The organism is Agrobacterium sp. a22-2 (assembly GCF_012276985.1).
Taxonomy (GTDB): Bacteria; Pseudomonadota; Alphaproteobacteria; order Rhizobiales; family Rhizobiaceae; genus Allorhizobium.
The window spans coordinates 110,949-134,004 of record NZ_JAAXMM010000004.1; the positions used below are offsets into that span (position 1 = coordinate 110,949).

The 23,056-nt window shown below is 63.3% G+C and carries 18 protein-coding genes; 10 read left to right on the forward strand and 8 right to left on the reverse strand.

The features are described from left to right. Together panC and pncA are read right to left on the reverse strand one after the other, a co-directional pair. Window positions 1–873 (reverse strand): pantoate--beta-alanine ligase, encoded by an 873-nt coding sequence (gene panC / locus HFC70_RS07695; protein ID WP_168472653.1) that lies wholly within the window; start codon window positions 871–873, stop codon window positions 1–3. 86 nt (window positions 874–959) lie between these two features. Then, window positions 960–1,586 (reverse strand): bifunctional nicotinamidase/pyrazinamidase, encoded by a 627-nt coding sequence (pncA, locus tag HFC70_RS07700; RefSeq protein WP_168472654.1) that lies wholly within the window; start codon window positions 1,584–1,586, stop codon window positions 960–962. Between the two features lie 229 nt (window positions 1,587–1,815). Between pncA and HFC70_RS07705 the strand changes: the two genes are divergently transcribed. Both HFC70_RS07705 and HFC70_RS07710 read left to right on the forward strand, forming a co-directional pair. Beyond that, window positions 1,816–4,164, forward strand: a complete 2,349-nt coding sequence (locus HFC70_RS07705; RefSeq protein WP_168472655.1) for a glucose/quinate/shikimate family membrane-bound PQQ-dependent dehydrogenase — start codon at window positions 1,816–1,818, stop codon at window positions 4,162–4,164. Window positions 4,165–4,339: 175 nt separating this feature from the next. Further along, complete coding sequence (locus HFC70_RS07710; protein ID WP_168472656.1) at window positions 4,340–4,621, forward strand: DUF6074 family protein; 282 nt, start codon at window positions 4,340–4,342, stop codon at window positions 4,619–4,621. A 131-nt stretch (window positions 4,622–4,752) separates the two neighbouring features. On the opposite strand, the gene HFC70_RS07715 is transcribed toward HFC70_RS07710, so the two are convergent. Further along, window positions 4,753–5,367: a cupin domain-containing protein gene (locus tag HFC70_RS07715; protein ID WP_168472657.1), complete on the reverse strand. Its 615-nt coding sequence runs from the start codon at window positions 5,365–5,367 to the stop codon at window positions 4,753–4,755. Between the two features lie 140 nt (window positions 5,368–5,507). Between HFC70_RS07715 and HFC70_RS07720 the strand changes: the two genes are divergently transcribed. Further along, window positions 5,508–6,407 (forward strand): LysR family transcriptional regulator, encoded by a 900-nt coding sequence (locus HFC70_RS07720; RefSeq protein ID WP_168472658.1) that lies wholly within the window; start codon window positions 5,508–5,510, stop codon window positions 6,405–6,407. A 63-nt stretch (window positions 6,408–6,470) separates the two neighbouring features. Here the strand turns inward: HFC70_RS07720 and HFC70_RS07725 are convergent, their stop codons facing one another. Next, window positions 6,471–8,951 carry an ATP-dependent helicase gene (locus tag HFC70_RS07725; protein ID WP_168472659.1) on the reverse strand — a complete coding sequence of 827 codons (2,481 nt, stop codon included), beginning with the start codon at window positions 8,949–8,951 and terminating at the stop codon, window positions 6,471–6,473. A 276-nt stretch (window positions 8,952–9,227) separates the two neighbouring features. Here HFC70_RS07725 and HFC70_RS07730 point away from each other — a divergent pair, with 276 nt between their 5' ends. The 6 genes from HFC70_RS07730 to HFC70_RS07755 all read left to right on the forward strand — a co-directional run bounded on the left by HFC70_RS07730 (window position 9,228) and on the right by HFC70_RS07755 (window position 20,416). After that, window positions 9,228–10,415: an efflux RND transporter periplasmic adaptor subunit gene (locus HFC70_RS07730; RefSeq protein WP_168472660.1), complete on the forward strand. Its 1,188-nt coding sequence runs from the start codon at window positions 9,228–9,230 to the stop codon at window positions 10,413–10,415. Next, window positions 10,415–13,582: an efflux RND transporter permease subunit gene (locus HFC70_RS07735; RefSeq protein ID WP_168472661.1), complete on the forward strand. Its 3,168-nt coding sequence runs from the start codon at window positions 10,415–10,417 to the stop codon at window positions 13,580–13,582. The genes HFC70_RS07730 and HFC70_RS07735 overlap by 1 nt, the downstream gene beginning before the upstream one ends. A 94-nt stretch (window positions 13,583–13,676) precedes the next feature. Further along, window positions 13,677–14,357 carry a dienelactone hydrolase family protein gene (locus tag HFC70_RS07740; RefSeq protein ID WP_246735692.1) on the forward strand — a complete coding sequence of 227 codons (681 nt, stop codon included), beginning with the start codon at window positions 13,677–13,679 and terminating at the stop codon, window positions 14,355–14,357. A gap of 56 nt (window positions 14,358–14,413) precedes the next feature. Continuing rightward, window positions 14,414–15,034, forward strand: coding sequence for a methyltransferase (locus HFC70_RS07745; RefSeq protein WP_168472662.1), 621 nt, complete (start codon window positions 14,414–14,416; stop codon window positions 15,032–15,034). 149 nt (window positions 15,035–15,183) lie between these two features. Beyond that, window positions 15,184–16,593: an FAD-binding oxidoreductase gene (locus HFC70_RS07750; RefSeq protein ID WP_168472663.1), complete on the forward strand. Its 1,410-nt coding sequence runs from the start codon at window positions 15,184–15,186 to the stop codon at window positions 16,591–16,593. A gap of 76 nt (window positions 16,594–16,669) precedes the next feature. Then, a complete protein-coding gene (locus HFC70_RS07755) occupies window positions 16,670–20,416 on the forward strand; it encodes an AsmA family protein (RefSeq protein WP_368669576.1) in 3,747 nt (1,248 codons plus the stop codon). Between the two features lie 75 nt (window positions 20,417–20,491). Here the strand turns inward: HFC70_RS07755 and HFC70_RS07760 are convergent, their stop codons facing one another. After that, on the reverse strand, window positions 20,492–20,878 hold the full coding sequence (locus HFC70_RS07760; protein ID WP_168472664.1) for a hypothetical protein: 387 nt from the start codon (window positions 20,876–20,878) through the stop codon (window positions 20,492–20,494). A 390-nt stretch (window positions 20,879–21,268) separates the two neighbouring features. Between HFC70_RS07760 and HFC70_RS07765 the strand changes: the two genes are divergently transcribed. Beyond that, window positions 21,269–21,847: an XRE family transcriptional regulator gene (locus HFC70_RS07765; protein WP_210259182.1), complete on the forward strand. Its 579-nt coding sequence runs from the start codon at window positions 21,269–21,271 to the stop codon at window positions 21,845–21,847. A 7-nt stretch (window positions 21,848–21,854) separates the two neighbouring features. Here HFC70_RS07765 and HFC70_RS07770 read toward each other — a convergent pair whose 3' ends face one another. The 3 genes from HFC70_RS07770 to HFC70_RS07780 all read right to left on the reverse strand — a co-directional run bounded on the left by HFC70_RS07770 (window position 21,855) and on the right by HFC70_RS07780 (window position 22,928). Continuing rightward, complete coding sequence (locus tag HFC70_RS07770) at window positions 21,855–22,067, reverse strand: ribbon-helix-helix domain-containing protein (protein ID WP_168472666.1); 213 nt, start codon at window positions 22,065–22,067, stop codon at window positions 21,855–21,857. Window positions 22,068–22,160: 93 nt separating this feature from the next. Continuing rightward, the gene (locus tag HFC70_RS07775; protein WP_168472667.1) at window positions 22,161–22,355 is read right to left on the reverse strand and encodes a DUF4169 family protein; all 195 of its coding nucleotides are present in this window, start codon (window positions 22,353–22,355) and stop codon (window positions 22,161–22,163) included. A 60-nt stretch (window positions 22,356–22,415) separates the two neighbouring features. Beyond that, window positions 22,416–22,928 carry an SspB family protein gene (locus HFC70_RS07780; protein WP_168472668.1) on the reverse strand — a complete coding sequence of 171 codons (513 nt, stop codon included), beginning with the start codon at window positions 22,926–22,928 and terminating at the stop codon, window positions 22,416–22,418. Between the last annotated feature and the right edge of the window lie 128 nt (window positions 22,929–23,056).

Consider the following 23,056-nt stretch of genomic DNA (forward strand, 5'->3'; position numbering starts at 1 on the left):
TCAGGCGGCCTCCATGCCGGTTTGGGCGGGTGCGCCGATGACGCGGTTATCGAGCAGCCTTGTCGTGCCGATGCGCACGAAGACAAGCAACAGGAAGGAACCGGCGATGGTGTCGATCCCGACCAAGGTCTGCGGATCGCGGATGGCGACGACCTCCGGCTCTGCCAGGGGTTCGCGGCGGATGAAGTCGGTAATCGCGGTTTCCATGGCATTGGGATCGCGCAGGCCGTGGGCAAACAGCCGCTCGGCTTCGGCCAGCGCCTTCGGCACGATCACGGCGGCCGATCTTTCTTCGGGTGACAGATAGACATTGCGCGACGAGCAGGCGAGGCCATCGGCTTCCCGCACGGTTTCGACAGGCACGATGCGCACCGGCTGGGCAAGGTCTTCCACCATGCGGCGGATGATCGCCACCTGCTGGTAGTCCTTTTCGCCGAAATAGGCGGCATCCGGCTGGACGATGTTGAACAGCTTGGTGACCACGGTGGCGACGCCGGCAAAATGGCCGGGGCGGGCGGCACCTTCAAGCTCGGATCCGAGCGTCGGCACATCGACCACCGTTTGCATCGGCTGCGGATACATGTCCTCGACACCGGGCGCGAAGAGGATATCGACGCCGGCGGCCTGAAGCATGGCGCTGTCGCGGGCCAGATCGCGGGGATATTTGGCCAGATCCTCATTGGCGCCGAACTGCAGCGGATTGACGAAGATCGACACCACCGTCACCGCATTGTCGGCCCTGGCGCGGGCGACGAGTTGCAAATGCCCCTGATGCAGGTAACCCATGGTCGGCACGAAGCCGATCGACCGGCCGCTGCGGCGGGCCGGAGCCAGCCTGTCGCGCAAGTCTGCAATGGTGGTGATGGTTTCCATATCCGGCTCCTCCGCTCCCCCAATGGCGGGGCTGACCTAGCGCGGATGGCCGCGGAAATCAATCGGCGGACATCGAAGGAAGTGGTCTACGGGAGCAGTGTCTTGCTGGTGACGATCTCGACCCCTCTCGCCTTCATCTCTTCGATGGCCGCCGTGACGCCGGCCGGATCGATGCCGCGCGATGCGTCCTCGATGAAGCGGACCGTCACGCCGGGCAGCATCTCCACGGCATCGACGGCCGAGAATTTGACGCAATAGTCGGTGGCAAGGCCGCAGAGGTCGAGTTCGGTCACACCCTTCGATTTGAGATAGTCGGAAAGGCCGGTCAGGGCCGCCTGGTCGTTGTCGCGGAAGGCCGAGTAGCTATCGACGGCGGGATTCTGGCCCTTCTGCTGCACGAAGTCGATCTTGGCCGTGTCGAGATCGCCATGAAACGCCGCGTCGCTCGTCCCCTGCACGCAATGGTCCGGCCACATCATCTGCGGTTTGCCGGAGAGTTCGCCGATATCGAACGGCGCCTTGCCGGGATGCTGCGAGGCGAAGCTGCCGTGATTGGCCGGATGCCAGTCCTGCGAGGCGACCACCAGATCATAGCGGCCGCTGGCCATCAGCGCATTGGCAACCGGCACGATTGCGTCGCCTTCGGCCACCGGCAGATTGCCGCCGGGGCAGAAGCCGTTCTGGATATCGATCAGCAGCAATGCCTTGGTCATGGATGGTCCCTTGTTCTTGCGTTGCACACAGCATGGCAAGCGGCGCGGCAGGGATCAAGCCGGAAAGCATATGGCGCAGCTCATCCGAACAGGTTTGACTTTCATCAATTTTTTCAGGTGGTGATGGAACAAAATCATGTTCCCGGCGTTAGGCCCCACGCTGGGGCCTGCAGCAACGCCGGGCCGCCAGCGCCCGCCTCTTTTATTTAAACAATTTCGGGATATCAAAATGGTCCTCCTCCTGACCGCCGTCGTCTTCGGCGCCATCGGCATTGTCCTTGGCATCGGGGGCGGTGAACTCGTGGCCCTTGGTGGCAGCGTGTATTACCTCATCGCCGGCCTCGCCTTCGTCGCGACCGCCATTCTCCTCTTCCTGCGAAAGCCGCTGGCCCTCTGGCTCTACGGCGTGTTCCTGCTCGGCACGCTTGCCTGGGCGGTGTGGGAAGTCGGTTTCGACTGGTGGCAGCTCGGCCCGCGCGGCGGTGTCGTGGTGCTGGCCGGTCTGTGGCTCTTGACGCCCTGGGTGCGCCGGCCGCTCGGCTTTACCAGCCTCGAAGGGTTTCGCTACAGCGCCAGCCCCTGGCCGGTCGCCATTCCGGTTGTCATCGCCATCGGCGTGGCCGGATATTCGATGACCACCGATCCGCATGATCTCTCCGGCAACCTGCCGACCGAGGCGGCATCGACTGTGGCACCGAGCTATGGCGGACAGGTTCCCGACGGCGACTGGCATCAATATGGCCGCACGCCTTTTGGCCAGCGCTATTCGCCGCTTGCCCAGATCACCACGGACAACGTCGCCAAGCTCGACGTCGCCTGGACCTACCAGACCGGCGACGTCAAGCGTCCCGACGATGTCGGCGAGACCACCTATCAGGTGACGCCGCTCAAAGTCGGCAATTCGCTGTATCTCTGCACGCCGCACAATTGGGCGATCGCGCTTGATGCAGCGACCGGCAAGGAAAAGTGGAAATATGATGCCAATGCCGGCATGAACCCGGATCGCCAGCACCAGACTTGCCGTGGTGTCACCTATTATGCCGATCCGGCGATCGCGCCCGGTGCTGCCTGCGCCGAGCGTGTCTATCTGCCGACCTCGGACGCGCGCCTGATCGCGCTCGATGCCGCCAGCGGCACGGTCTGCGAGAGCTTTGCCGACAAGGGTGTGCTGCACCTGGAAACCGGCATGAAGTATAATCCCGCCGGATACTACTATTCGACCTCGCCGCCTGTCATCGCCGATGGCAAGATCATTGTCGGAGGTGCTGTCAACGACAACTATTCGACGCAGGAACAGTCCGGCGTCATTCGCGCCTTCGACGTCAACACCGGCGCGCTGGTGTGGAACTGGGATTCGGGCAATCCGACCCAGACTGCGCCGCTGCCGGCAGGCCAGACCTACACCACCAACTCGCCCAACAGCTGGTCGGTGTTCTCGGTCGACGAGCAGCTGGGTCTCATCTATGTGCCGCTCGGCAACCAGGTGCCCGACCAGATCGGCATCGGCCGGTCGGACAATGTCGAGAAATATTCGTCGTCCATCGTGGCGCTCGACATGCGCACCGGTCAGGACCGCTGGGTGCGCCAGACCGTGCATCACGATCTCTGGGACATGGACGTGCCGGCCCAGCCTGTTCTGTTCGACATCACAGCGAAAGATGGCTCTGCCGTACCGGCTTTGGTCGGCCCGACCAAGCAGGGCGATATCTACGTGCTCGATCGCCGTACAGGCGAGCCGATCATCCCGGTCAAGGAAATCCCGGCGCCGGGTGGAGCTGTCGAAGGCGATTTCACGTCACCGACCCAGCCGATCTCGGACCTCACCTACTCGCCGCCGCCGCTCACCGAGAAGAATATGTGGGGCGTCAGCCTGTTCGACCAGCTGCTGTGCCGCATCGAGTTCCACAAGCTGAAATACGAGGGTCGCTACACGCCGCCGTCGCTGGAAGGCTCGCTGATCTATCCCGGCAATTTCGGCACGTTCAACTGGGGTTCCGTGGCCGTTGATCCGGAACGCCAGGTGATGTTCGGCATGCCGACCTATCTGGCCTTCACCTCCAGGCTGGTGCCGCGCGATCAGGTTCCGCCAAAGGGGCAGGGCGAAAAGGGCAGCGAACAGGGCCTGAACCGCAACGATGGCGCGCCCTATGGCGTCTACATGGGTCCGTTCCTGTCGCCGATCGGCATTCCCTGCCAGGCGCCGCCGTGGGGCTATGTCACCGGCGCGGACCTGCGCACCGGCGAGATTGCCTACAAGCACAAGAACGGCACCGTGCACGACATGACGCCGCTGCCGCTGCCTTTCAAGGTCGGCGTGCCGGGCATCGGCGGTCCGATGATCACCAAGGGCGGCGTCGCCTTCCTGGGAGCGGCTGTCGACAACTATCTGCGGGCTTATGACCTGACGACCGGCCGGGAGCTGTGGAAGGCCCGCCTGCCGGCCGGCGGACAGGCCACGCCGATGACCTATGCGCTCGATAGCGGCAAGCAGTATGTGGTGATGGTGGCGGGTGGCCACGGCTCGGTCGGCACAAAGCCGGGCGACTATGTCATCGCTTATACGCTGCCGACCGAATGATCTGAACGCATCGTCTTTGACTGCGAGGAGCCGAACCCTCCGGGCGCCCATGCCCGGAGGGTTTTTCATGGCAAAATGGCGGACCAAAGGGAAAAGCGCGCCAAGCCGGCAGGCCGAAACCAAACGTTAACCATGGCCGGCCTAGAAAAGATGCCGTAACGTGAGGATGGTTCGCATGACAGTATCTGAGTTCGACAGCCTGGCCGCCGCGAAGATCGCCTTCTTCCCCCTGGCCAGCCGCCGCGATCTGGTGCGCACCTCCGCCGAAAAGCTCGACCAATGCCACGGCCCCGATGCCGTCCAGTTCTGGCGCACCACTTGCCGGTCGCTGGGCGCCGAACTGCTCTCGCTCGGCTGCCCGGAAGACATCATGCGGGCCGAAATCATGGATTTCCAGGAAGCGGTGCAGTTTGAGCTCATGCGGCTGCATGGTGGCGAAGCGATAGCCGAGGCCTGAGGGCTTCCGGAAATGGCGCGTTTCGGGTAAGGATCTGGCCCATCGATAGAGCTTCTTGCATGTAGCGCCCCAACGCTGTCCTGAATTTATCAAGACGGGCGCGGCAACCCGCCACACCGTGTCCGAAGCCGTCAGGCGGCAAAGGCCTGGTCGTTTTCCAGGGCGCGCCGCTCGGCCTTGCTGACAGGCTCGGTTGCCAGGCGGTAGCCCATGAGGCGCGCGATCGGGGCGAGGGCTGCATACAGTGCCTTCTGCAGCCAGACCGGCGGACCAGAGATATACAGATGGTCCGGGAAGGCATGGAGTGCCAGGGCGATCGGCAGAAGCTTGACCGAGCCGTCCGGCTGGAAATAACTCGGATATTGCGAGGTCCAGCGGGCGATGTTCAGGAAGAACCGCAGATGCTGCTGGGCTGTGACGAAGGCCACGGTCAGGTGCGTGTCGCCGTCGAAGGCATTGCGGAAAAAATGGCTGGCGCCTTTCGGCACGGTTATCGACTGACCTGCCTGTGCATAGTATTCCTTGCCATCGATCATCACCATTACGCAGCCGCTGTTGACGGTGAAGATTTCGTCGGTCCCAGGGTGGATATGGGCGATGGCATTGCCTCCGCCCGAGCCACCTTTTCCGAGGATCACATCCATGCGGCTCGATTTGCCGTCCTCATAGGGATCGGTAAAGACGAAGGTTTCCTTGTTGAAATGATTGACGATACGGGTATGGGCAGGCACGAGCGCTGGGCGCATGGGCGTTTCTCCTGGCTGTTGCGGTAAATGGCGAATTTTGGTCCGCAGACACGTTTCGCGGGCAATGAAAGCGGTGTAGATTGTTGGCGTTTTTGCATCAAACACCGTTTTTTCTGCGCTCTTCACCGGATTTGCATAACGTGACTCAACCCACCAATGTCGACGATCTGCGCTTCCTGCTGTCGGTTGCCGAGACGGGGTCAACGCTGTCGGCTTCCAGGGTGCTGAAGGTCAGCCAGAGCACGGTGTCGCGCCGGATCGCGGCGCTTGAGGCCGATCTCGGCGTTCAGTTGTTCGACAAGCGGCGCACCGGTTATGTGCTGACTGCTGCAGGCACAGCACTGATCGCGCCTGCGGACGCTGTGCGCCAGGCGGTAGACGCTTTTTCCAGTGCGGTGAGCAGCCTGTCGCGCGAGACTTCCGAGGCCGTGCGCTTCACCACCAATGAGGTGCTGGCCGCACTGGTGCTGCCGGAGCTGACAAGGCGATTAAGGCAATCCCATCCGGGCATTCGGCTGGAAGTGGATACCAGCAACCTGTTACGAGACCTTGCCAAGGGTGAAGCCGACGTCGCGTTGCGGGCGGCACCAGCGCCCACGGATCCTGGGCTGGTCGGTGTCAAGTTGGTTGAGGATCACTGGAGCCTCTACTGCTCGCGCGACTATGGTTCTCGCAACGGCGTGCCGAAAAATGTGGAGGAACTGACCGGCCACGCCTTGATCGGCATCGATACGCATGCAAAGGGCCGGCCAATCTTCGACTGGGCCAGGCAGCACTTTCCGCTGGAGCGGTTGCTGCTGCGGCAAAATACGGTTCCGGCGGTCTTTGCCAGTGTTCGCAACGGTCTCGGCATCGGATTCTATTCCGAGTTCATCGCTGCAGGCGATCCCGAACTCGTGCTCTGCTTCCGCCCTCCTGTACCGCCGGCGGCGGAAATCTGGCTGGTGACCCATGAGCGGTTGCGCCATGTGCCGCGGGTGCGCGCAGTGATGGATCTGCTGAAGGCGCTGGTACGGGAGAGGCTGGCGCGTAGGGTGTGACGTGATCCCCGCTGCTCGGTTACCGGGCGTGGCGAGAGCCTCGAATCGATTTGCCTTCGCCCCTCACACCCGCTCCACAAACCCGTCCAGCACGCGTTTCTGGCCGGCCCGGTCGAAATCGATGGTGAGCTTGTTGCCTTCGATGCCGACCACATTGCCGTTGCCGAATTTCATGTGGAAGACGCGGTCGCCGAGGGTGAATTTCGAGGGTTCGGTGCTGGTCGATTTGGCGATCAACTCGCCATCGATGGTTTTGGCGCGCGGGCCGCTTTCGCCGTAGCCGATGCGTTCCACGGCATGGCCGGAGCGGTTGCCCCAGTTGTCGCGGGTGGCGTCGGTCTTGTTGGCCTGGGCGCGTTTCCAGCCCGGCGTCGAATAGCTGTTGGCAAAGGGCTCGGCCTTGTCGAAGCGCGACTGGCCGTAACCGCCGCGCCCGTAGCCGCCATAGGACTGTTCGGACTGGGCGACATCGACATGAGTTGCCGGCAGTTCATCCAGGAAGCGCGAAGGCAGGGTGGATTGCCAGAGGCCGTGGATGCGGCGGTTGGAGACGAACCAGATGTGGCAGCGCCGCTTGGCGCGGGTCAGGCCGACATAGGCAAGGCGGCGCTCTTCTTCCAGCCCCGAGCGACCGCCTTCGTCGAGCGCCCGCTGGTGTGGAAACAGGCCTTCCTCCCAGCCGGGCAGGAAGACGGTTTCGAATTCCAGGCCCTTGGCCGAATGCAGCGTCATGATCGACACGGCGTCCATTTCGGCATTCTGCTCGGTATCCATGACCAGCGAGACATGCTCCAGGAAGCCGCGCAGGCTCTCGAAGGCCTCCATCGAGCGTACCAGCTCTTTGAGGTTTTCCAGCCGGCCCGGCGCTTCGGCTGATTTGTCGTTCTGCCACATGGCGGTATAGCCGCTCTCATCGAGGATCTGCTCGGCGAGCTCGGTATGGGGGGTGTTTTCGAGCAGCGACTGCCAGCGGCGGAAATCGGTGACGACGTCGAACAGTGCCTTGCGGGCTTTTGGCTTCAGCTCGTCGGTCTCGATGATGTCGCTGGCGGCAGCCAGCATGGGAATGTCGCGGGCGCGGGCATAGTCGTGCAGATTGCGGATCGTCGTATCACCCAGGCCACGCTTCGGCGTGTTGACGATGCGCTCGAAGGCGAGATCGTCGGCCGGCTGGCAGACCATGCGGAAATAGGCCATGGCATCGCGGATTTCCAGGCGCTCGTAGAAGCGCGGGCCGCCGATGACGCGGTAGTTGAGGCCGAGCGTCACAAAGCGGTCTTCGAACTCGCGCATCTGGAACGAGGCGCGCACCAGGATCGCCATGTCGTTGAGACGATGCTCCTTGCGCTGCAACTGCTCGATTTCCTCGCCGACGGCGCGGGCTTCCTCCTCCGAATCCCAGGCGGCATGCACGACGACCTTCTCGTCTTCCGGGTCGCGGCGGTCGGTGAACAGCGTCTTGCCGAGCCGGCCCTCGTTATGGGCGATCAGGTGGCCGGCGGCACCGAGAATATGCTCGGTGGAGCGGTAGTTGCGCTCCAGCTTGATGACCTTGGCGCCGGGAAAATCCTTCTCGAAGCGCAGGATATTGTCGACTTCCGCGCCGCGCCAGCCGTAGATCGACTGGTCGTCGTCGCCGACGCAGCAGACGTTCTGCGGCACATCCTTGGGCCGCTGCGCCAGAAGCCGCAGCCACATATATTGCGCCGTATTGGTGTCCTGATACTCGTCCACCAGGATATATTTGAAGCGTCCGTGGTAATCGCGCAGGATATCCGGATTGGCGCGGAACATGCGGATCGGGTGCAGCAGCAGGTCGCCGAAATCGCAGGCGTTCAGTGTCTTCAGGCGGGCCTGATAGGCGGCATAGAGTTCGCGGCCCTTGCCATTGGCAAAGGCGCGGGCGTCGCCTTCGGGGATCTGGGCGGGATCGAGCCCCTTGTTCTTCCAGCCGTCGATCATGCCGGCGAACTGTTTTGCCGGCCAGCGCTTGTCGTCCAGGCCCTCGGCCTGGATCAGCTGCTTGATCAGCCGGACCACGTCATCGGTATCGAGAATGGTGAAATCGGAGCGCAGGCCGACCAGTTCGGCATGGCGGCGCAGGATTTTCACGCCGATCGAGTGGAAGGTGCCGAGCCAGGGCATGCCCTCGACGGCACCGCCGACCAGATGGCCGATGCGCTCCTTCATCTCGCGGGCCGCCTTGTTGGTGAAGGTGACGGCCAGGATCTGGCTCGGGAAGGCGCGGCCGGAGGCGAGGATATGGGCGATGCGGGTGGTCAGCACGCGCGTCTTGCCGGTGCCGGCGCCGGCCAGAACCAGAACGGGACCGTCGAGCGCCTCGACCGCGGCACGCTGTTCCGGGTTGAGGCCGCTCAAATAATCCGGGGTGCGGTTCTGGTCGCGGGCCGCCATGGCGCGGGCGGCAATGCCGGACGGGGCCGCAGTGCCGGTCTCAGGTGCTGTCGATGCCGGGCCGCCGGGCGCTTTGCGCGGGGCGGGCTCTTCATCGAAAAAGGGTATGTCGTCGAAACCGTTGCTCATGGGGCTCAATGTAGTGATTCGGATCCGAAAGGCCAGAAAAGATGTTCTGGTTTCATTCCAGTCGGTACCGCATTGCTCTCTCATATGCGCAAACCGCGCTGCCGTCCTATTGCCTGCCGCCAGGCACGGCCGACGCCGGAAGCCGCCTTTCAGTTCACGAAAGCGTGAAAATCCAGTGATATTACAATTCCGTAACCAAGGCGATGCGGCATTGCGTGAGCGGCCGCAACAAACGATACTTGGGTCATCAAATCCATGCCCGATCTGGAGACTTGAATGCGACTTTGGAAACAGTTTCTGATCAGTGCAGTACTGCTGTTTGTTTGTTTCGTCGGCTGGGTCGTCTTCGTGCCGGGCGCTGCGGATACATTGGCGCGGCTCGGCCTGCCGGACAGCGTGGTGGCCATGCTGCGTCCGTCGCAAACGGCCGAGCCGGCGCCCGCCAGTGGCAAGGCATCGGCCTCCGGAGCGGGCAATGCCGGCAGCGGCCAGTCCCGCCGCGGCGGTCCGCAGGCGACGCTGGTGGCTACCAAGCCCGTGGTCAACGGCATCGTCAACGATAGGCTGAATGCGATCGGCAATGGCGAGGCCATCCAGTCGGTGACCGTCATGCCGCAGGCGACCGGCACGATCAACGAGATCCTGGTCTCGTCCGGCGAAAGGGTGACCAAGGGGCAGGTTCTGGCGCGCCTTGACGATGACGAGCAGGTGATCCTGCGGGATCAGGCTGAAGTTCTGCTGCGCAGCGCGACCGAAAAATCCGCGTCCTACAAAAACCTGGCAAGCTTCTCCCGTCTCGAGGTTCTCGATGCGCAGATCGCCGTCGAGACGGCGCAGCTTGATCTGACCAATGCCCAATTGAGCCTCAAGCGGCGCTCGATCGTCGCGCCGATCGACGGGATCGTCGGCATCGTTGCGGTCAATATCGGCGACAATGCCACGACGTCCACCAGCGTGGTGTCGATCGACAACCGCTCCGAACTGCTGGTCGATTTCTGGGCGCCGGAGCGCTTCGCGATCGCCGTCAAGCCCGGCATGCCGGTCGAGGCCAGTTCAGTCGCCCGGCCGGGCAAGGTCTTCTCCGGTGAAGTGGAAGCCGTCGACAACCGTCTCGACGAGGCCAGCCGTACCATCCGCATTCGCGCCCGCATTCCCAACACCGACGACGAATTGCGGGCCGGCATGTCGTTCGGCGTGACCATGGCCTTTCCCGGCGAGACCTATCCGTCCGTCGATCCGTTGGCCATCCAGTGGGATTCGGAAGGTTCGTTCGTCTGGCAGATCCGCGACGACAAGTCGACGAAGACGCGGGTCCGCATCATCCAGCGCAATCCGGATTCCGTTCTGGTCGATGCCGATCTCAAAGAAGGCGATGCCATTGCCATTGAAGGCTTGCAACGGGTTCGGGAAGGGGGCACCGTGCGTATTGCCGGTGCGGCGGAGACGGCTGAGGTGGCAAGCTGATGAGCGTTGAATCCAACAGTCATGGTGGCAGCAGCAGTGGGGGTGCGTCGAACACCTTTACCGCGATGTTCGTGCGGCGACCGATCTTTGCGGCCGTATTGAATACTCTGCTGGTGGTCGCAGGCCTTGCCGCCCTGTTCGGTGTCGAAGTGCGCGAGCTGCCGGATGTGGATCAACCGGTTATCACGGTTAGAACCACCTATGATGGCGCTTCGGCGCAGACCATCGATCAGGAACTGACCGAAGTCATCGAGGGGGCCGTCGCCCGCGTCAGCGGCCTGAAATCGATCTCGTCCTCTTCGCAGTTTGGGTCAAGCCGCGTAACACTGGAATTCAACGATACCGCCGATCTTGCCGTGGCCGCCAACGATGTGCGCGACGCCCTTGGCCGGATCACCGACCAGTTGCCGGACGACGCCGACGAGCCGCGCATCGTCAAGGCCGATTCCGATTCCCAGCCGATCATGCGGCTTGCCGCCACGTCCTCGACGCTCAGCATGGAAGACCTGACGCTGCTGGTCGAAAACGAGATTTCCGACCGGCTTGCGGCCGTCGACGGCGTTGCCGACGTGGAGCTCTACGGCGACCAGGAGAAGGTGTTTCGCGTCGATGTCGACCAATCGGCGCTGGCCAGCCGCGGGCTGACGATCGCGGATCTGTCGGACGCGTTGCAGACGGCGGCTTTCGACGTGCCGGCAGGCTCGCTGGAATCGGCGACGCAGGACATCGTCGTGCGGGCCACGGCCAATCTGTCGACGCCTGAGGATTTCGAAAATATCCTGATCGGCGGCAACCGGGTGCGGCTGCGCGACGTGGCGACCGTGATGCTCGGCGCCGATGACGGCACCACGGCGCTGCGGTCGAACGGCGTGCAGGGCGTCGGCCTTGGCATCATCCGCCAGGCGCAGTCCAATACGCTGAATATTTCGGCGGGTGTCGAGGCGGCTGTCGCCGAAATGTCGAAAACCCTGCCGGAAGGCACACGGATTGCCATTACCAGCAATGATGCAGTCTTCATCCAGGGCGCCCTGCACGAGGTGGAGATCGCACTGTCGCTGTCGGCCTTCATCGTCGTGGTGGTGATCTACCTGTTCCTGCGCGACTGGCGCGCCACGTTGATCCCGGCGCTGACCATGCCGGTGGCACTGATCGGCACCTTGATCGCCATCTATCTTGTCGGCTTTTCCATCAACATCCTGACGCTGCTCGCCATCGTTCTGGCGACCGGGCTTGTGGTGGACGACGCTATCGTCGTTCTGGAGAACATCGTCAGGCGCCGCACCGAAGGCATGGGGCCGCGGGCTGCCGCCGTGCTCGGCACCCAGGAAGTGTTCTTTGCCGTCATCGCGACGACAGCGACGCTCGCCGCCGTGTTCATTCCGCTATCCTTCCTGCCGGGGCAACTCGGCGGGCTTTTCCGAGAGTTCGGTTTCGTGCTGGCGTTTGCCGTTGCCCTGTCGTCGGTGACGGCGCTGACGCTCTGCCCGATGCTGGCGTCCCGCATGCTGACACGGCCGATGGCGGAAAAGCACGGGCCTCTCGACTGGTTCGGCAAGGCATTTGCCGGCCTCTATGCCCGGACATTGCAATCCTGCTTCAACGCGCCCATGGTGGTCATCGCGTTTTCCATCGTGTTTTCCGTGGCGGCCTATGGCGCCTTTCTGCTGGTGCCGAACGAGCTGACGCCGCAGGAAGACAGGGCCGTGGTGCTGATGCGGCTGACCGCGCCGCAGGGGGTGAGCCTCAGCTACACCCAGGACCAATTGCAGCGGGTCGAGGAAAATCTGCAGCCGTTGCGCGACAGCGGCGAGATCCGCAACATCTTTTCCATCTCCGGGCAGGGCGGCTCGTCGAACAGCGGCTTCATGGTGCTGACGCTGGCGCCGTGGGCCGAGCGCGAACGGACGCAGAATGACATTGTCGCCGATGTCAATACGGCCGCTGCGAAGGTGCCGGGTCTGCGCGGCTTCGCGATGCAACAGAACAGCCTGCGCATCCGCGGCGCCGGCAACGGCCTGCAGATGGCCATCGTCGGCAACAATCACGCCGAACTGACGCAGGCGGCGATCAAGCTGGTTCAGCAGATGGGCACGACCGGCCTGTTCGACACGCCGCGCCTGCAGACCGAACCGAGCCAGGCGCAGATCTCCGTGACCGTCAGCCGCGAACGCGCTTCCGATCTCGGCATCGATATCGATGGGCTGGGCACGGCGCTGCAGTCGCTTCTGGAAGGTCGTTCGGTTGTCGATGTCTTCGTCGACGGCGAGGCCATCCCGGTGAAACTGACCTCCACCACCCGTCCGGTCGACGATCCGACGGATCTCGAAAACATCTTCCTGAAAGCCGGCGATGGCCGGATCGTGCCGGTGTCGACGATTGCCAACCTTGAGGAAAAGGCCGTTGCGCCGGAACTCAACCGCGAGCAGCAGATGGCATCTGTGGCCTTCTCCGCCGGCCTGAAGGAGGGCGTGTCGCTCGGTCAGGCTGTCGAGCAGGTGACGGCGCTGGCTCAGCCGCTGTTGCCGCCCGGCGCGCGCCTGAAGCCGCTTGCCGAAGCTGCGACGCTTGCCGAAAACTCGAACGGCATGCTTCTGACCTTTGGCTTTGCCATTGCCATCATCTTCCTGGTTCTGGCGGCCCAGTTCGAAAGCGTCCTGTCGTCGCTGATCATCATGTCGACCGTGCCGCTTGGCCTTGCCTGCGCGGTGTTCGCCCTGGTGGTCACCGGCTCTAGCCTCAACGTCTACAGCCAGATCGGCCTTGTGCTGCTGGTCGGCGTCATGGCCAAGAACGGCATCCTGATCGTCGAATTTGCCAATCAGCTGCGCGACCGTGGCGAGGATGTGCGCTCGGCCATCGAGAAGGCGTGCAAGCTTCGGCTTCGGCCGGTCATGATGACGATGATCGCGACCGTGATCGGCGGCGTTCCGCTGGTGCTGGCCGAAGGGGCAGGCGCCGAGGCCCGCATCGCGCTGGGATGGGTCATCGTCGGTGGCCTTGGCCTGGCAACGCTTGTTACGCTCTATATCACGCCCGTGGCCTATCTTCTGATCGCCCGCTTCGCCAAGCCGCATGCCGATGAAGAGCAGCGGTTCCATAAGGAATTGGCACTGGCGTCGCGCACACCGGCCAAGGAACAGGACACGCTGCCGATCGCGGCCGAGTGATCGCCAAGAACCTCGGCACAAAGGGAATATACGTTTGACGACATCGACGATTGATATCGCCATGGGCGACGGCGTGGCCAAAGGCTTTCTTGCCATGCCGTCATCGGCGTCCGGCCCTGTGCCCGGCATTGTTCTCTATATGGATGCCTTCGGGCCGCGGCCGGCGCTTTATTCCATGGCTGAGCGCATGGCAGCGGAAGGTTACGCCGTTCTGGTGCCCGATCTCTACTATCGCCTCGGTCCCTACGGCCCGTTCGAGGCGGCGACGGCGTTCAAGCATGACGAGACGGCGCGCCAGCTTCGCGGCATGATCGGCGCGACCACTCAGGCGATGACGGAAGCCGATACCGGTTTCTTCATCGCGGCGCTGGAGGCGGCAGGCGCCAGGGGACCGATCGGCGTCGTTGGCTATTGCATGGGCGGCGCCCGGGCGCTGACGGCGGCGGCGGCCTATCCCGAACGGATCGCAGCGGCCGCGAGTTTTCACGGCGGAAACCTGGCCAGCGATGCGGTCGACAGCCCGCATCTGCGGGCCGCCGACATCAAGGCGCGGGTCTATGTCGGGACAGCCGGCATCGACGGTTCGTTTCCGCCGGAGCAATCGACCCGTTTCGTCGAGGCATTCCGTCGTGCCGAGGTGGGGTTTGCCCTGGAAAACTATGTCGGCGCGGCCCATGGCTGGTGCATTCCGGACCATTCCGGTTATGACGAGACGGCGGCCGAGCGGCATTGGCAGCGGTTGTTGACCCTGTTTGCCGAGACGCTTTGGCCTTGACCGTGGACGACGGACCCCGACTGTTGCTCCCGGATGGCGAGGCCAAGAGGTCAGCCTTGATTCGCGACCGGCTGACCTTGCAGGTGCCGTCCGGCCTCGCGGGAACCAGTCTTTGCGACCTGAAACTCTACCGTGCTGGTTCCTCCAGCGGGCTGTCGAACCTGGTCGGCTCGGCGGCGCCCTATTGGGCGCATCCGTGGGCTGGCGGCCTGGCGCTGGTGCGCTATATCGCGGAACGGCCCGAAGCGGTCGTTGGCCGCCATGTGCTGGATCTCGGCACCGGCGGCGGGCTGGTGGCCATTGCCGCGGCGCTGACGGGGGCAGCCTCGGTTACCGGAATCGATATCGATGCCTGGGCGATTTCGGCGGCGCGGTTGAACGCGGACGCCAATGGCGTCGACGCCCAATTTTTGCAGGGTGACGTGGCCGACGTGGCGCTGGCCGGCTTCGAGATGATCCTGGTTGGCGATCTCTTCTATGACAGGGATCTGGCGTGCACTGTATCGATCGTCCTGGCGTCGGCCGTGGCGCGCGGCATCCCCGTGTTGGTCGGCGATCCCGGGCGAAAACCGTTGCCGCGGGCGCGTCTGCTTGATGTGGTCGAGTATCCCGTCGCGGATTTTGGTGATCCGCCGGGCACGGTCTCGGCAACCGGCAGGGTCTACCGCTGGGTTTGATGCGACGACGCGTGGGGGAAGTACCTTGCAAATCGTTGTTGCAACAGCCTCTTTGTCCTCTGGACAAGCGGGATCGACTTGGCTCATACCTCCTCGATATTTGCTAAGCATGCCCCGCATCTGGCGCGGCAATTCGAGAGGGCCGTTCCATGGCATTGAAGGACGTTGTCGCAGGGGTTCGCAACGAGGCGGGGATCGCCACTGTTCTCGGTCTGCTGAAGCAGTCCTTCGGGGAGCGTTTCCAGACCGGGCAGTCGTTTCGCGAGCAGCATGCCCACACCACCACCTATCTGCCGGCACAGCTTCCCGATGGCGTCGTCTTTGTCGAAGGCGCCGAGGACGTATCGGCGGTCGTCAAGACCTGTGCGGCCCACAAGGTGCCGATGATCCCGTTTGGCACCGGCACGTCGCTGGAGGGGCAGATCAATGCGTCTGCTGGCGGAATCTCCATCGATTTCAGCCGCATGAACAGGGTTCTTGCCGTCAATGCCGAGGATCTCGACTGCACCGTGGAGCCCGGCATCACGCGCGAGGAGCTGAACACCCATCTGCGTGATACCGGCCTGTTCTTTCCCATCGATCCCGGCGCCAACGCCTCGATCGGCGGCATGGCCTCGACGCGGGCATCCGGCACCAATGCCGTGCGCTACGGCACGATGAAGGACAATGTGCTGTCGCTGACGGTGGTGACGGCCAATGGCGAGGAAATCCGCACGGCGCGCCGGGCCAAGAAGACATCGGCCGGCTACGACCTGACGCGGCTGTTCATCGGCGCGGAAGGCACGCTCGGCGTCATCACCTCGGTCACCCTCAAGCTGCAGGGCATTCCGGAAAAAATCGGCGGCGGCGTTTGCGGTTTTCCGAGCCTGAAGGCGGCCTGCGATGCGGTGATCACCACGATCCAGATGGGCATCCCGGTCGCCCGGATCGAACTGCTCGACGAGACGCAGATGCGGGCCTGCAATGCCTATTCGAAGCTCTCCTATGCCGAAAAACCGACGCTGTTCCTTGAATTCCACGGCACGGAGGCAACCGTCGCCCTGCAGGCCGAGCAGTTCAAGGAAATCGCCGCCGAATTCGGCGCCGACGAGTTCCTCTATACGGCCAACGCCGAAGAGCGCAGTCAGCTCTGGAAGGCGCGACACAATGCCTATTGGGCGGGCATGGCACTCGATCCGACCTTGAACGGGTTGTCGACCGATGTCTGCGTGCCGATCTCGCGGCTTGCCGACTGCGTGGCCGAGACTCAAGCCGATATTCGCGAGACCGGTCTGCTGGCGCCGATCGTCGGTCATGCCGGCGACGGCAATTTTCACGTTCTGGTGCTGTTCGATGCCAAGAACCCGCAGGATGTGGCGCGCGCCGAGGCCTTCGTTTCCCGCCTCAATACGAGGGCGCTGGCCATGGACGGTACCTGCACCGGCGAGCACGGGGTGGGGCAGGGCAAGATGAGTTTCCTCGAGCAGGAACTCGGTCCGGCGCTCGATGTCATGCGGCAGGTCAAACGTGGGCTCGATCCGGACAATCTCTTCAATCCGGGCAAGATCTTCCGATTATAGCAATGGGCGTTTGCGCCTTCGCAACGCAGCAGATAGGGTTGCCCAACCCTTGAGAGAACGAACGGAGTGAGCACAGGTGCTCGGACGGTTATTGGTTTTCTGTGGCGGGCTTCTGGTCCTGGTGCTGTTTGCGGCGCTGCTGGCGCCCCTGTTCATCACCTGGACGGATTTTCGCAAGGACTTCGAGGACCAGGCCAGCCGGATCATCGGCAAGAAGGTGACGGTGCATGGTGCCGTCGAGGCGCGCATCCTGCCGTTTCCGTCGGTCACGTTCAGTGATGTCACGGTCGGTCAGGACGAGCAGGGCCGGCCGCTGGTCAGGGCCGACCGCTTCTCGATGGATGCAGAGCTGGCACCCTTCCTGTCCGGCGAGGCGCGGATCTTCGACATGCGCCTCGAGGGACCGAAGGTGCAGTTGCGACTTCTGGCCGACGGCACGCTCGACTGGCTACGCAACGGCCATTCCGCCATTCCTGCCCGCACCGTGGTTCTCGAAAACATCCACGTCACCGACGGGGTGATCGAACTGGTCGACGAGCAGGCCGGGCGGACAAGGGTGGTGCGCGGCCTCAATGCCGATATGTCGGCCCGCTCGCTGGCCGGCCCATGGACCGTCAATGGCCGGGCCGAACTGGACGGCCAGGCCGGCGCCTTCGCGTTGTCGAGCCTGCTGCCCAATGCCGAAACGGGTGCCGTACCGGTCAGGCTGCGCCTCGATCCGGATCACCACCCCGTGCAATTCGATCTCGACGGGGACCTGGCCATTGCCGAGGGCAGGCCGACCTACAAGGGCAAGTTCCAGGCTGAGCTGCAAGCCGAGCCGGCCGACAAAAACGCTGGCGAAAAGCCGGCGCCGGAGCCGCGGGCCAAGGGCTCCTTCGAGCTTGCCAATGACCGCATTCGCATTCCCGACTATCGCCTGGAGCTGGGCGGTCTCGACAACCCTTACGCCGTGACCGGCGAGGCGACGCTCGACACGGGCCGGGCGCCGGAATTCCTGCTGACCGCCGAGGGACAGCAGATCGACGTGAACAGCATCAATGTCGAGGCGCCGCCGACCGGCAAGACGGGGCGTCGGGCGGCCAGTTCGGTGCAGCAGCGGATCAACGCCCTGGTGGCGATGGCGGCCGATATTCCCATTCCGACGGTTGCCGGCCGCGCCAGCCTGTCCCTGCCGGCGATCGTCGTCGGCGATACGGTGATCCGCGACATAAAACTCGATCTGCGGCCGGCCGGAACGGGTTGGACCGTCGATCGGGCGGTGGCGCTCCTTCCGGGCCGCACCCATGCCGAGGTTTCGGGCAAGCTCAACCTGCAGGGCGAGCCGTCGTTCAACGGCGATATGCTGGTCGCCTCCACCCAGCCTTCCGGACTGGCGAGCTGGCTGACGGGTGAGGTGGACCCAACGATCCGGCAGATGAAGTCCGCCGGCTTTTCCGCTGCGGTCAACCTGACAACGCAGCTCCAGCGTTTCGAGAAGCTGGAATTGTCCGTTGGCCCGGCCCGGCTTCTCGGCCGCGTCGAGCGGCAGTCTTTTGACGGCAAACGGCCGAACCTGTCGATCGATCTGGCCGGCAACGCATTCGATTTCGATGCGATGCGGGCGCTGGCGACGCTGGTTGCCGGCGAGCAGAGCGACGATCGCATGCTGGACCACCTGATCGCCGCGAAGATCAAGGTGGACGATTTTTCGGCCTTCGGCGTGAACGCCCATGGTGTCGATGCCATCTTCACCTTCGCCGATGGTGGCTTTTCCTTGCAGCGTCTCAATGTCGGCGATCTGGCCGGCGCGACGGTTCAGGCTTCGGGCGAGGCTGAGGGGTCGCTGCTCGACTATAGCGGCAAGGCGACGGTGACGCTTCGCGCCGCAGATCCCACAGCGTTTCTGGCGATGCTGCAGCAGAAGCTGCCGCCGCATCCCGTCCTCGACCGGATGGTCGCCAATGCCGAGTGGTATATAGACACCGACCTGACGTTGAGTGCAGCCTTCGGCGAGGCTGAGGCCGGCGGCCTGAAGATCAAGGCCGATGGCCGCTCCAACGGCAGCCACGTCGCTATCGACTATTCACGCGACAGCCTGCTCGATCTCATGGGCGACGCAACGGTTGCGATCAATGCGAAACTCGACAATCCCGAGCCGTCTGTTCTGCTTGGCCAGTTGGGCCTGCGGCCGCTGCCGATTCCGGTCGGCGGTGCGGCCCAGGCGTCCCTTGAGCTGAAACAAACCGGCACGGAGCAGGCCGATGCAGACCTGCGGCTGTCGGCGGACCGGACGGCGCTGACGGCGACGGGCAAGGTCGATCTTTCGGCTGCGTCCTTCCTGCAGGGCAGCGGCCATGTGACGCTCGAAAGTGCCGATATCGAGCCGTACCTGATCATGAATGCCATCGTGCCGCCGCAGACCGGGTCTGGACTGCCGGTCCGTCTGGCGGCCGATGTGTCGGCCAAGGGAGAACGGTTGGACATAAACGGGCTTACCGGCACGATCGCGTCGAATGCCGTGGCCGGCACGCTCAACCTCGACCAAAGTGGCGCTGTGCCGCGGATCGGTGGAGTGCTTGAACTCGATCATACGGATCTTTCATGGCTTGCCGAAACGGTTCTCGGTTCGGTCAGCGATCCTCTATCGGGAGACCTTTCGTCCGAACCGATCGCCGGCATGGTGCCGGGCAGTGTCGACGCGGCGATTGCATTGCGGGCCAAGGCTTTCGATCCAGGGGTGTTCGGCCCTGTCACCGGCTTTTCCGCCAATCTGTCGCTCCAGGACGGCACGCTGGCGCTTGAGGATATCAAGGGCGGCTGGCTGGGCGGCAGTGCGGCGGGCCGGCTGATGCTGTCGAATGGCGAGGGTACCGCCTTTTCGCAGATGCGGCTGGATCTGACGGGGGGCGATCTGGAGGCCGTGCTCAGTGGGCCGGCCGGCCATCCCGCGGCCAAAGGCAAGTTCGATCTGACGCTGGTCTCGGAAACGAGCGGCAAGAGCGCTGCCGACCTGCTGTCGTCTGCTAACGGCTCGGGCGAATTGCGGGTGAGCGGGCTGACGGTGCCGGCGCTTAACCTCAATCTGTTTGCGGCCGTTCTCAAGGGTGCCGATGCGATCGAGGGCGAGATTGGGGTCGATGCGGTCAGCGCCATCGTGACGCCGCTGGTTGGCCAGGGCGAGGCGGTGCTGGGTGCCCTTGTCGTTCCCTTTACCGTGACCGACGGCGTGGTGCGCGCCCAGAACGTGGCTGTGGCAACGCAGGCGGCGCAGCTTTTGGGCGAGGGGCGGATCGATCTGACAGAACGGCAGCTGTCGGCAGCCATCGGCATTTCACTCAATGCCGGCGACGAGGTGCTGGATGGGGCCGAGCCGGCGTTCCGGATGCTCTATGAAGGCGATCTTGCCGGACCCGACCGAAGCCTCGATGTGGCTGATCTCACCAATTACCTGTCGCTGCGCGCCTTTGAGCGCGAGCGGCGCAGGGTCGAAACGATGCAGTCGAATGTGCTGGAGAAGCAACGGTTGCGGCGCGAGGTGGCGCTCTACCGCTTTCAGGCGACCGAGCGCCAGGTGGCGCGGGAGAAGGCGGAAGCCGAGGAGCGTCTGAGACGCGAGGAGGCCGAGAAGGCTCGGTTGGCGGCCGAGGAAGCGGCTGCACGTCAAGAGGTCGAGCGGCGGGCAGCCGAAGCGGCCCGCGCCGTGGATCCGCCGGTCGTCCCACCGGCCGACGCACCGGCGGCGGCCAATCCCGTACCTGTGCCGAACACGGATACCGTCGAGCGCGGCGCAAACCTGCCGCCGGCCGGCCTTCGGTTCGACAGTCTGCCGGGCGTGAACTGAGGACATTGCTACGGCAATCTTAAAACAAAAACGGCGACCCGAGGGCCGCCGTTTCGTTCTCCGATGTCTGCTTGCTCAGACGTAGGCATAACGCTGGCCAAAAGGCGTTTCGGAGTCGAAGTTCTTCGAACCGATGTTTTCGCTTTCGCCGGAAAAACGCGGCATCGGCGGTGGGGGCATGTCACCCCATGGCCGTTGCATTTGGGTGCCTTCCTGCGTCTGCTCGGCCTGCTGTGCCTGCTTTGCCTGAAGGGCGGCCAGTTCGGCTTTTAGGGACGCAAGCTCGGTTTCCAGATCAGACTTGGCGTCTTCGTCTTCCTCGTCGTCGATTTCCGCCTGTTTGGTGGAAATCTCGGTCTGAAGCTTGGTGATCTCGGCCTGGGAAGAACCCTTGGACGAACTGGTGGAACTGATCGATGCGGTGGATGCCGCGGTCGACGCCGATGATATTGCAGTGACCATCTTCAATCTCGCTTTTTTCAAATTGCTGAGGAAAAATCCGCATCATGCGGTGATCTCGATGAACTGCGGGCCGCTATCGACACTGCGGCGGGCCGTAATACGGATATGCATCGAGGCCGATCATCTCCATCGGCGTCAAGACACGCTAGGGCAAGATCCTGAATTATTCGTTATCAAATAAAACTATTATGCTGGATAACGCAAAAGCTGCCAGCGAGGCCCGCCGGCAAGCGCCCTTGCATTGCCGGGCACTGGATTTCCTTGCGTTCGATAGCTATTACCAAGCCTCGGCCCGAGGGCAGACTTGTCGATGTTTTGACAGTCGTCCACTATAGAAGATGACAGTTTGCCGGACGGCGGGTCTATCGATGGATTGTCCCGCGGCATGGGATGGGTGGAGTGAGAGAAACGGCTGAGAGGGAAGTGGCCCAAGCGATTGCCGTAAGGCTGAAGATCGAGCGGGAGGCGCGTGGTTGGTCGCTGTCGGATCTCGCCGAGCGGTCGGCCGTGTCGAAGGCGATGATCAGCAAGATCGAGCGCTGCGAGGCCAGTCCGACCGCCACAGTGCTCGGCCGGCTGTCGGGTGCCTTCGGTCTTCCCCTGTCGGTGCTGCTGGCGCTGGCGGAGCGGGCCGGGGAGCGACTGGCACGGCGCGATGCCCAGCCGGTCTGGACCGATCCCGAGACCGGCTATACCCGGCGCTCGGTGTCACCGCCCAATGGCGGCCATTTCGAATTGCTGGATGTCATGCTGCCGGCCGGTGTGTGCGTGCCCTATCCGGCATCGGCCTTCGCCTTCCAGCATCAGCAGATCTGGCTGCTGGAGGGACGGCTCGACTTTACCGAGGGCGAGAGGCTGCACCGTCTGGAGGCGGGCGACTGCCTGCAACTCGGTGCACCATCGGATTGCGTGTTCTTCAATCCGGGGCCGGATGCTGCTCGCTACGTGATTGCCCTGACGCGGTGCTGACGGCTGGTCAGCGGGCGGTTTTCAGCCAATTGAAAATATAGATCCGCAGCGCCGAGGACAGATTGCCGGCGGGATCGCGTGCCGAATCGATCTCGGCGATCAGGGCGGCCAGCGCCATTTTGCGCGACGCGGCGATTGCTTTCAGCTCTTCCCAGAACACGTCTTCCAGCGACAGGCTGGTGCGATGGCCGCGAAGGGTCGTGGAGTGTTTTCGGATCATGAGACCTTGAAGCAGACTGTGAGGGGCTTGCCAACCTGATTCCGGACATGCCGGCAAGCGGCTGATCCGGAATCGTTTTTTGGTCGGGCCAAGCTATTCTTTTGATTCGGGTTTTTCGATATGGCCGGCGTCCAGCGCCTGTTCGGCCTTCTGCCGGAGCCTGTCCGTCAGGGTCTTTTCGGCCTTGGTTCGCCCGAAGGTCAGGCGGTTCTGGTCCGCCTGTTTTTCCTTCTCGGTACGCGCTTTGGCTTTTCGAAACTGGCGCAGATTGACGACATCAGCGGACATGGGCGCTCCCGTCGAGGCGTGACAGGGACGGAAAGATCCATCCGTCCCCGGATTGCGGATTTACTGCTTCTTGCGGAACGAATCGAGCGAGACGACGGAGCCGGGCTTTTTTTCCTCGTCGCCGCCGTCCTTGCGTTCTTCGCCGTCTTCCACCTTTTCGGCGGTGTTGACCGGATAGGCGGTGATCTCGGCGGTGGTTTCGTCCTCGTCGGCCAGCGGCACGTCGAATTCGAGTTCGAAATTGACCGAGGGGTCATAGAAGCCGCGGATGGCGTTGAACGGGATCACCAGCTTTTCCGGCGTGTCGGAGAAGGACAGGCCGATCTCGAACAGGCTGTCGGTGACCTTGAGGTCCCAGAACTGGTGCTGGACGACGATGGTCATCTGTTCGGCATATTTCGATTTCAGATGCTGGGAGATTCGCACGCCCGGTGCGCCGGTGAGAAAGGTGATGAAGAAATGATGCTCGCCGGGAAGACGGCCCGTCGCTGCCACTTCCGTCAAAACCTTGCGGATGACGCCACGCAGTGCGTCCTGAGCCAGTATGTCGTAGCGGATGTGGTCCTGCGCCATGGGGTCCCTGTCTTTCTTTCCTGTCGCGTCAATTGCCGCGTATTTCGTCGGCGTCTTTTAAACGCCTATATGACATGTCGCAGAACAGGGGAAAAGCCCCGGTCACGAGTCAGTCCATATTATCACGA

Excerpts from the sequence above, each read along its gene's own strand:
- panC (WP_168472653.1), bottom strand. The coding sequence starts at position 873 with ATGGAAACCATCACCACCATTGCAGACTTGCGCGACAGGCTGGCTCCG.
- pncA (WP_168472654.1), bottom strand. The coding sequence starts at position 1,586 with ATGACCAAGGCATTGCTGCTGATCGATATCCAGAACGGCTTCTGCCCC.
- HFC70_RS07705 (WP_168472655.1), top strand. The coding sequence starts at position 1,816 with ATGGTCCTCCTCCTGACCGCCGTCGTCTTCGGCGCCATCGGCATTGTC.
- HFC70_RS07710 (WP_168472656.1), top strand. The coding sequence starts at position 4,340 with ATGACAGTATCTGAGTTCGACAGCCTGGCCGCCGCGAAGATCGCCTTC.
- HFC70_RS07715 (WP_168472657.1), bottom strand. The coding sequence starts at position 5,367 with ATGCGCCCAGCGCTCGTGCCTGCCCATACCCGTATCGTCAATCATTTC.
- HFC70_RS07725 (WP_168472659.1), bottom strand. The coding sequence starts at position 8,951 with ATGAGCAACGGTTTCGACGACATACCCTTTTTCGATGAAGAGCCCGCC.
- HFC70_RS07730 (WP_168472660.1), top strand. The coding sequence starts at position 9,228 with ATGCGACTTTGGAAACAGTTTCTGATCAGTGCAGTACTGCTGTTTGTT.
- HFC70_RS07735 (WP_168472661.1), top strand. The coding sequence starts at position 10,415 with ATGAGCGTTGAATCCAACAGTCATGGTGGCAGCAGCAGTGGGGGTGCG.
- HFC70_RS07740 (WP_246735692.1), top strand. The coding sequence starts at position 13,677 with ATGCCGTCATCGGCGTCCGGCCCTGTGCCCGGCATTGTTCTCTATATG.
- HFC70_RS07750 (WP_168472663.1), top strand. The coding sequence starts at position 15,184 with ATGGCATTGAAGGACGTTGTCGCAGGGGTTCGCAACGAGGCGGGGATC.
- HFC70_RS07760 (WP_168472664.1), bottom strand. The coding sequence starts at position 20,878 with ATGGTCACTGCAATATCATCGGCGTCGACCGCGGCATCCACCGCATCG.
- HFC70_RS07765 (WP_210259182.1), top strand. The coding sequence starts at position 21,269 with ATGGGTGGAGTGAGAGAAACGGCTGAGAGGGAAGTGGCCCAAGCGATT.
- HFC70_RS07770 (WP_168472666.1), bottom strand. The coding sequence starts at position 22,067 with ATGATCCGAAAACACTCCACGACCCTTCGCGGCCATCGCACCAGCCTG.
- HFC70_RS07775 (WP_168472667.1), bottom strand. The coding sequence starts at position 22,355 with ATGTCCGCTGATGTCGTCAATCTGCGCCAGTTTCGAAAAGCCAAAGCG.
- HFC70_RS07780 (WP_168472668.1), bottom strand. The coding sequence starts at position 22,928 with ATGGCGCAGGACCACATCCGCTACGACATACTGGCTCAGGACGCACTG.